Consider the following 8,632-nt stretch of genomic DNA (forward strand, 5'->3'; position numbering starts at 1 on the left):
TACCAGGGTAGTGGCGGCGGCGGTGGCGGGCCCTCCAGGGGGCGCCGTCGTGGCAGGTGACACCGTGTGGGAACGCTGGCGGTGCGGCCGTGTTCCGAGGGGCTTGGACCGACACGAGTGACATTCCGATCAGGTGCGGGGGCAGAATGCGTACCGTGTGTCATTTCCTGAGGGGGATTTCGTGGTGAGGGGTCAAACGGAAGGGGCGCCGCGCCGCGCGTGCGCCGACGGACCCGACGCGGGGCGGACCGGGTGGCGCGGAGGACCCCCGGCGCGAGAGGATGCCCGATGTGGACCACCGAGACCCCGCCGAACTGCGGAAACCGTACATGGGTGAACCCCTGAGGCGCTCCTCTCTGGCCGACCACCCCATGGCGCAGTTCCACCTGTGGTTCGAGGAGGCCTACGAGTCCGGGCTGGCCGAGCCCAACGCCATGGTCCTGGCCTCCGTCGAACCTTCGGGCATGCCCCGCGCCCGCACCGTGCTGATGAAGGGCTACGACAGCACCGGCCTGCGTTTCTTCACCAACTACACCTCCCGCAAGGGGCGGGCGTTGGAGGCGGACCCGCGCGCCAGCGCGGTCTTCCCCTGGCACGCGATCCGGCGGCAGGTCCTGGTGGCCGGTCGGGTGGAGCGGCTCCGTGACGAGGAGAACGACCGCTACTTCGCCTCGCGTCCGCGCGGATCGCAGCTGGGCGCCTGGGCCAGTGAGCGCCAGTCGCGGCCGGTGGCGGACCGGGACGAACTCGACCGGCTCTACCGGGAGTTCGACACGGTGTGGGCCGCCGACGAGGAGATCCCCCGGCCCGCGTACTGGGGCGGTTTCCGGCTCGTGCCGAGCGAGGTGGAGTTCTGGCAGGGCGGTGCCGACCGCATGCACGACCGCTTCCGCTACCTCCGTGGTGACGACGACGTCTGGAGGATCGATCGCCTGGCGCCCTGAATTTCCACGATGTCCCCGGATTTCCACGACGTGGCGGAGGTGTGTTCCGCCCGTGTGGTCCCCGCCGCGCCGAAGGAGCGGAGACGTCCGTTTGGCCAGGTGGGAGCGTCCGCGGGTCCGTCCGGTGCCCGTCGCGGTCCGGGCGTGCCGCGGTCGCCGGGGACCAACGGCCCTTGCGCCGGGGGAGGAACAGGTCCGCATCGTGGGACCGGACAGAATTTCGGGCCCTCCGAGCCGCGATATGCTTGCGGTATCGGTGGTCGCTCCCGCGGTCCTGTGGACGCCCCGGTCCCCACTCGGCCCCTGGGAATCACGTCGCCCCGGCCTGTGTTGAGAGAGACCCGCCGTGCCTGCCGTGACCGCGCGCCGGGCACAGAGCCTTGGGAGGGGAGACTTGACCACACACGGGCTGATCGACACCACGGAGATGTACCTCCGTACGGTCTTCGAGCTCGAGGAGGAGGGCATCGTCCCGCTTCGGGCCCGTATCGCCGAGCGCCTGCACCAGAGCGGGCCCACGGTGAGCCAGACCGTGGCCCGCATGGAGCGCGACGGCCTGCTGCGGATCGAGAACGACAGGCACCTGGCCATGACCGCCGAGGGTCGGCGCCTGGCCACCCACGTCATGCGCAAGCACCGGCTCGCCGAGCGTCTGCTCGTCGACATCATCGGGCTTCCCTGGGAGGACGTGCACATCGAGGCCTGCCGCTGGGAGCACGTCATCTCCGAGGCGGTGGAGGAACGCCTGGTGACGCTGCTCAACGCCCCCTCGGTGTGCCCGCACGGCAACCCGATCCCCGGCCTGGACGAGCTGGGCCTGGAGGACTACGCCCCCGAGCCCTTCACCGACGACTCCATCGTCCCGATGATCGACGTCGCTGGCAACAGCGAGACCACCGTCACCGTGCGGCGCATCAGTGAGCAGATCCAGTCGGACGCCGACATCATGCTCGCCTTGCGCGAATCCGGGGTACAACCCGGGCAGGAAGTGGTCTTGCGAGCCTCTGACGACGGAGTCCGCGTGACCGGGGGGGAAGCCGGGGACACCGAGCTCTCGGCGCTCGTCGCCGGGCATATCTTCGTCGCCAAGCCGTGAACCGTACGGACACGTTGATTGGTTGCTCATCAGGATTGTCACATTGCGCTGCGGGAACGTTGACGGTGTTGCTACGCTCGCCCCAAGGTGCGGTCGTTCGGAGGACCCGGAGCGAGCATGTGCGCAGCTCATGACGGCGAGGTGGCGGCTAGATGACACGGTGGGGTGAGCCCTTCCGGGAGAGCGACGCGCTCGCCACGGCCGCCGTGGTGGACCAGGCGCAGATCGCCATCGTCGTCATCGACCGCTTCAGTCTGCTGCGCTACTGGAACCCCTTCGCGCGCGAACTCTTCGGTTTCGTGGGCGGCCGCGACTACGTCGGCCTCTCCCTGCTCGACATCGGTATCCACGAGTCGGACCGCGAACACGCCTCCCAACTGGCGCGGCGCGTCCTGCGCGGGGAGTCGTGGGAGGGCACCTTCGCCGTGCTCAGGGGCGACTCCACCTGGATCCACGTGCGGGCCCAGGCCGTGCCCATGCGCGACGAGTCCGGGGAGATCGACGGAATCACCCTCATCGCCCGCGAGGCCCTGCGCAGCGGGCGCGTGGAGGAGCAGTACGGCCTGCTGGAGCGCATCGGCACGCGCCTGGCCAGCTCACTGGAGTTCGACTCCACGGTCAGGGGCGTGGCGGACATCCTCGTCCCCCAGTTCGCCGACCACTGCTTCATCGACCTCTACGACCGCGACCACCTGGTCAGACGGGTGTCGGTACACGCCGAGGGATGGACGCCCCCGCCGCGCACCTGGTTCGACGTGGGCGACGAGGTCCGCTATCCCGAACGCCACTTCGTCACCCAGTCGCTGCGCCGACTGGAGACGGTGGTCAGCAGCGAGTACCTCTTCGAGAACTCACCCAGCACACGTTCGGACCAGGTCTCCCGCCAGGTCGGCGTCACCTCCGCCATCGCCGCCCCGCTCCGGGCCCGCGGAGAGGTGCTCGGGGTGCTCACCCTGGCCCTGTCCGGGCTCTCTCCCCGGCAGAAGAACTCCTACGGCGGCTTCGACCGCGACCTGGTCGGCGCCATCGCCTCCCGGGTGGCACTGGCCATCGACAACGCCCGCCTGTTCGAGGAGGAGCGCAGCACCGCGCTCGCCTTCCAGCGCAGTTCGCTACCCAGCAGCTTCCCCCGGCTGGACGGGCTGACCATCGCGCACCGCTACCTGCCCACCGGACCGCTCCAGTCGCACGGGTACGGCTTCCAGACCCAGGTCGGCGGCGACTTCTACGACGCCATCCCGCTCTCCGCCGGGCGCGTGGGCCTGGTCGTCGGCGACGTCGAGGGCCGCGGCCCGCACGCCGCCGCCGTCATGGGACAGCTGCGCGCCGCGCTGCGCGCCTTCGCCCAGGCCGACCGCGAGCCCGCCGACATCCTGCGTGAACTCGACGAATGGGTCCGCCAGCTGGGCCAGGAGGACGAGGACGGCGACACCTGGATCCCCAGCGTCAGCTGCCTGTACATGGTCTACGACGCCTGGTCGCGGGAGCTGTCCTACGCCAACGCCGGGCACGCGCCCCCGCTGCTGGTCACCTCCGACTCGGTCGAGAAACTCGACCTGGAGGTCACCGACCGCATGCTGGGCGTGCGCGCCAAGGGCGGCTCGGGCGAGGACGTGGTCTACCACCAGGCCGACCTGCGCCTGCCGATCGGCGCCACCCTGGTCCTGTACACCGACGGGCTCGTGGACCGGCGGCCGGTCGGCGGTGAGGCGGACCCCGAACGCGCGCTGGGACGGCTGACCGAGCGGGTGGCCGAGGTCGCCGACAAGGACGTGGACCAGATCGCCGAGGCCGCCGTGCACAGCGTTCCGGGTGAGTTGCACGACGACACCGCGCTGCTGGTCGTGCGCACCCACTCCGACGCGCTCGCGCTGCGCGAGGGCTGGTTCCCCTCGGACGCCTCCACCGTGGGCGAGGCCCGCCACCTGGCGGCCCAGACCTTCAAGGAGTGGGGGATGGACCGCGACCAGGCCGAGCTGGCCTGTCTGCTGGTCTCGGAGATCGTCACCAACGTCGTCATCCACGCCACCCCGCACCCGGTGCACCGGGAGTTCACCGGTTCCGGCGTGCTGGACTCGGAGGAGGCCGCCGGCTCCGGGGCCGACGAGTTCGACGAGGACTGGACGGACCTGCTGGAGGCGGTGGCCGAGGAGAGCGACGAGCCCGCCGAGGACGCCGCGGAGAAGGAGTTCCTGCTGCGGCTGCGGCGGGGAGCGTCGGCGGTGTGGGTGGAGGTCTTCGACAACGACCTGAGACTGCCGCGCATCCGCAGCGCCGCCGCCGACGACGAGGGCGGCCGGGGACTCTACCTGGTCGAACAGTTGGCCAGCCGGTGGGGCGCGCGTCCCACGCCGGACGGCAAGGCGGTCTGGTTCGAAATGCCCATGCACGGCGCGGAGACCGGGAACGGGGACCGGGAGGCCGACGGCGACGAGGACGCCAGGGTCTAGCCTCCGCTCGTCAGAGCCCCAGCCGCAGGGGGATCCGTTCGTGCGCCCGCCAGGTTCCGGAGGTGTCTGCGGGGGTGGCCCGTCTCGGCGCGGAGCGCCGCGGGCGGGCACCGCCTAGCGCCAGGACCAGGCCCACAGCAGCAGGCACACGAAGACGAAGAAGACCACGATGCCGCCGGTGGTCCACGGGATGTGGACCCTGGGCCGGAGCTTGCGCACCCCGATCACGAGCAGTACGACCAGCAGGCCCATGACGATGAGGCCGTCCCACGCACCGCTCATTCCAGCTCCGACCCTTCCCGAACGGGGGTTTCCCGGTCACAGCCCCAGGCCGCGCCCCACGATCTCCTTCATGATCTCGGTGGTACCGCCGAAGATCGTCTGGATGCGGCTGTCCTGCCAGGCCCGTGCCACGGGGTATTCCATCATGTACCCGTACCCGCCGTGAAGCTGGAGGCACCGGTCCATGACCTTGTTGCACAGCTCGGTGGTCCACCACTTGGCCATGGCGGCGTCCTCGACGGTGAGTTCGCCCCGGTTGAGCAGGTCGATGCCGCGGTCCACGTAGGTGCGGGCGATGTCCACCTCGGTGGCCAACTCGGCCAGGACAAAACGGGTGTTCTGGAAGCGCCCAATCGGACGACCGAAGGCGGTGCGCTCGCGGCAGTACGCGATGGTGTGTTGGAGCATGGCGTCGGCGGAGGCCACGGCGCAGGTGGCGATGGACAGGCGTTCCTGCGGCAGGTTCTCCATGAGGTGGATGAAGCCGCAGCCCTCACGGCCGATGAGGTTGGCGGTCGGAACCCGTACGTCGTCGAAGAACAGTTCGGCCGTGTCCTGCGCCTTCATGCCGACCTTGTCGAGGTTGCGGCCCCGCTCGAAGCCGGGGGTCCCGCGTTCGACGGCGATCAGGGAGAAGCCCTGCGCGCCCGCGTCGGGGTCGGTCTGGGCGACCACGATCACCAGGTCGGCGTTGACGCCGTTGGTGATGAAGGTCTTGGAGCCGTTGAGGACGTACGCGTCGCCGTCCCGCACCGCCGAGGTGGTGATGCCCTGGAGGTCGCTGCCCGCCCCGGGCTCGGTCATGGCGATGGCGGTGATCAGCTCGCCGCTGGCGAAGCCCGGCAGCCAGCGCTTCTTCTGGTCGTCGTCGGTCAGGCCGACCATGTACGGGGCCATGACGTCGTTCTGGAGGGTGATGCCGAGGCCGCTGGCGTGGGCCCGGCAGATCTCCTCGTTGACGATGGTGTTGTACCGGAAGTCGTTCAGTCCGGTGCCCCCGTACTCCTCGGGGACCCCGTGGCCGAGCAGGCCGACGCCGCCCGCCCGGGTCCACACCTCGCGGGGGACGATCCCCTCCTCCTCCCACCGGGGATGGTGGGGGATGACCTCGCGCTTGAGGAACTCCGCCACCGATTCGCGGAAGAGGTCGTGGTCGGCGTCGAAGAGTTCCCGTTTCATGCTCAGCTCCGAGACGTCGGGGATGACTGGGTGACGCCACAGTAACCGAACAAGATTCGGTTTTGAAGGGGGCGGTCCAAGCCCGGGCAAAGTTCCCGTGCGCGTGAGTCTCCGACCGGCGGTTCCCTCCGGAGCCGGGCGCGTCGGCTTCCTAGGGTGGCGGCAGCGGAGCCGGTNGACGGCCCGGTCGGGGAGGGGAGGGCCATGGCCCAGTACGAGGCCAGGCATCGTGCGCGCAGGGAGCACCGGAGCGGCCGGATCGCGGTGATCATGGGCGCGCTGATGCTCACCGTGCTGCTGGCGGCCCTGGACCAGACGATCGTGTCCACCGCGCTGCCGACCATCGTGTCCGACCTCGGCGGGCTCAACCACCTGTCGTGGGTGATCACCGCCTACCTGCTCGCGGTCACCGCCGTCACACCGCTGTGGGGCAAGCTCGGCGACCAGTTCGGCCGCAAGCAGTTCTTCCTGGTGTGCATCGCCGTCTTCGTGGTGGGTTCGGCCCTGTGCGGGACCGCCCAGAGCATGTTCCAGCTCATCCTCTTCCGCGGGCTCCAGGGCATCGGGGGCGGAGGGCTCATGGTGCTGGCCTCCGCCATCATCGGTGACGTCGTCTCGCCCCGCGAGCGCGGCAAGTACCAGGGGCTGTTCGGCGCGGTGTTCGGGATCTCCAGCGTGGCCGGGCCGCTGCTCGGCGGGCTGTTCGTGGACCACCTGTCCTGGCGGTGGGTGTTCTACGTGAACCTGCCGTTGGGAGTCCTGGCGTTCGCCACGGTGATCGCGGTGCTGCCGCGCCGGCAGCCGACCGGACGCCAGAGCATCGACTACGCCGGAATCGTGCTGTTGGCGGCCACCGCCATCTGCCTGACCCTGGTCGCCTCGTGGGGAGGCAGCGTCTACTCGTGGGCGTCCTGGCAGGTCATCGGTCTCGTGGTCGCGGCCGTGGTGCTCGGTACCGGTTGGTGGCTGTCCGCGCGCCGGGCGTCGGAACCGGTCATGCCGCTCAGCCTGTTCCGCGACCCGACCATCGTGGTGGCCATGAGCATCGGCCTCTGCGTGGGCTTCGCGATGATGGGGTCGATGGCGTTCCTGCCGCTGTTCCTCCAGATCGTGCACGGCCTGTCGCCCACGGCCTCGGGGCTGTACCTGCTGCCGATGGTCATGGGCCTGTTCCTGACCTCGATCGGCAGCGGACGCCTGGTCACCCGCACCGGCCGCTACAGGATCTTCCCGATCCTGGGGATGGCGGTGACCTCACTGGGCCTGTTCCTGCTCTCGCTGCTGGGCCCGGAGAGCTCGTCGCTGGAGATGTGGCTGTATTTCTTCGTCCTCGGCGTGGGCCTGGGCATGGTGATGCAGGTGGTGGTCGTGGTGGTGCAGAACGCCGCCAGCTACGCCAACCTGGGTGTGGCCACCTCGTCGGCGACCTTCTTCCGGTCGATCGGGGGATCGTTCGGCACGGCGGTGTTCGGCGCCATCTTCTCCGGGCAGCTGGCGGCCAACCTGGCCGCCCGGGCCGAGCAGATCCAGCTGCCGCCGGGGGTGGACCCCTCGTCGCTGGAGAGCGACCCGCGCAGCCTGGACCAGCTGCCGCCGGAGGCGCAGGCGTCCTTCCTCCAGGCCTACGCGGACGCCGTGGACACCGTGTTCCTGTGGGCGGTGCCGATCGCCCTGGTCGGGTTCGCGCTGGCGCTGTTCCTCCGGGAGATCCCGCTGCGCACCACGATCGACTCGCCGGACCTGGACGAGTCCCTCCCGCCCGTGGCCGCCGGGAGCCGCAGCGCCATCGCGCACGTGGAGAAGGAGGTGTTCCGGGCATGCGGGCGGGAGGGAGCCGACGAGATGTACGGGCGTCTGCGCGAGGCGGCGGGCCTGGAGATCTCACCGCGCGCGTGCTGGGTGCTCAGCCATCTGGGGGTGACCGGTCCGCTGGCGCCCGAGGAGCTGGTGGAGATGTCCGGTCTGCCCCGGGAGTACTGGGACCCGGTCCACGCTGAGCTCCTCGAAGCTGGCTATCTGGTGACCGGTGGGGGCAAGCCTGGCGGGAGGAGGAGGGAGTCGGGTGCGGGGGAGCTTGGTGAGGGTGCGGCTGGTGAGGGGGCGGTCGGTGTGGGAGGGAGTGGCGGAGGAGGGGCCGGTGAGGGAGAGCCGGACCTCTGGAGGCTCAGCCGGCGTGGTAGGAACGCCGCCCGTGCCATGTTCGATGCCCAACGCACCGCGCTGCGCTCGCTGCTGGCCGACTACGGACCCGAGGAGCACCCCGAGGTGGTGGCCGTCCTGGAACGGATCACCACCGACGTCCTGGGAGACGAGGGCGACGCCGCGCACCTGGACAGCGGGGCCCATCGGGTGTGAGGGACGCGACTGGTCGGGGCGGCTGGGTTTTCCACAGGTGGTGGTTGGGGGTGTCCCGGGGTGGGGGCGTGATGGTTTCCTGGAAATAGGGGGGATCCCACCCCTGCGCGCTTTGGCATACCCACAATCTCCCAGAGGAGTGGATAAAGGGATGGAAGTCCGTGTTCCGGAAACCTCGAAGTTCGGGCCAGGGGGTCGGAGTACGGAGTTGGGGCACGGGTTTCGGAACGCGGAGGTCGGAGTTCGGAACGCGAAGGCCCGGAACCAAGAGCCTGAAGTAGGTTCTCAGGAATGGATGCTCGATAAGTCCCGTGGGTGAAGGTTCG

The 8,632-nt window shown here is 69.9% G+C and carries 6 protein-coding genes; 4 read left to right on the forward strand and 2 right to left on the reverse strand.

Annotated elements, in window-relative coordinates; genetic code table 11:
- Positions 1-290 precede the first annotated feature (290 nt).
- From pdxH to D455_RS0120040, 3 genes are all read left to right on the forward strand, one after another.
- Positions 291-944 (forward strand): pyridoxamine 5'-phosphate oxidase, encoded by a 654-nt coding sequence (pdxH, locus tag D455_RS0120030; RefSeq protein ID WP_017572486.1) that lies wholly within the window; start codon positions 291-293, stop codon positions 942-944.
- A 394-nt stretch (positions 945-1,338) separates the two neighbouring features.
- On the forward strand, positions 1,339-2,040 hold the full coding sequence (locus D455_RS0120035) for a metal-dependent transcriptional regulator (protein WP_017572487.1): 702 nt from the start codon (positions 1,339-1,341) through the stop codon (positions 2,038-2,040).
- Between the two features lie 152 nt (positions 2,041-2,192).
- Positions 2,193-4,490, forward strand: coding sequence for a SpoIIE family protein phosphatase (locus tag D455_RS0120040; RefSeq protein WP_017572488.1), 2,298 nt, complete (start codon positions 2,193-2,195; stop codon positions 4,488-4,490).
- Positions 4,491-4,604: 114 nt separating this feature from the next.
- Here D455_RS0120040 and D455_RS34595 read toward each other — a convergent pair whose 3' ends face one another.
- Complete coding sequence (locus D455_RS34595; protein WP_017572489.1) at positions 4,605-4,772, reverse strand: hypothetical protein; 168 nt, start codon at positions 4,770-4,772, stop codon at positions 4,605-4,607.
- A gap of 36 nt (positions 4,773-4,808) precedes the next feature.
- Positions 4,809-5,951 carry an acyl-CoA dehydrogenase family protein gene (locus D455_RS0120050; protein ID WP_017572490.1) on the reverse strand — a complete coding sequence of 381 codons (1,143 nt, stop codon included), beginning with the start codon at positions 5,949-5,951 and terminating at the stop codon, positions 4,809-4,811.
- A gap of 204 nt (positions 5,952-6,155) precedes the next feature.
- Here D455_RS0120050 and D455_RS0120055 point away from each other — a divergent pair, with 204 nt between their 5' ends.
- Positions 6,156-8,306 (forward strand): MDR family MFS transporter, encoded by a 2,151-nt coding sequence (locus D455_RS0120055; protein WP_017572491.1) that lies wholly within the window; start codon positions 6,156-6,158, stop codon positions 8,304-8,306.
- The last annotated feature ends 326 nt before the right edge of the window (positions 8,307-8,632 follow it).

This window comes from Nocardiopsis halotolerans DSM 44410 (assembly GCF_000341065.1).
GTDB classification, from domain to species: Bacteria; Actinomycetota; Actinomycetes; order Streptosporangiales; family Streptosporangiaceae; genus Nocardiopsis; species Nocardiopsis halotolerans.

Bases quoted from the DNA above. Each gene is read 5' to 3' on its own strand.
- D455_RS0120040 (WP_017572488.1), top strand. From the start codon at position 2,193: ATGACACGGTGGGGTGAGCCCTTCCGGGAGAGCGACGCGCTCGCCACG.
- D455_RS34595 (WP_017572489.1), bottom strand. From the start codon at position 4,772: ATGAGCGGTGCGTGGGACGGCCTCATCGTCATGGGCCTGCTGGTCGTA.
- D455_RS0120050 (WP_017572490.1), bottom strand. From the start codon at position 5,951: ATGAAACGGGAACTCTTCGACGCCGACCACGACCTCTTCCGCGAATCG.
- D455_RS0120055 (WP_017572491.1), top strand. From the start codon at position 6,156: ATGGCCCAGTACGAGGCCAGGCATCGTGCGCGCAGGGAGCACCGGAGC.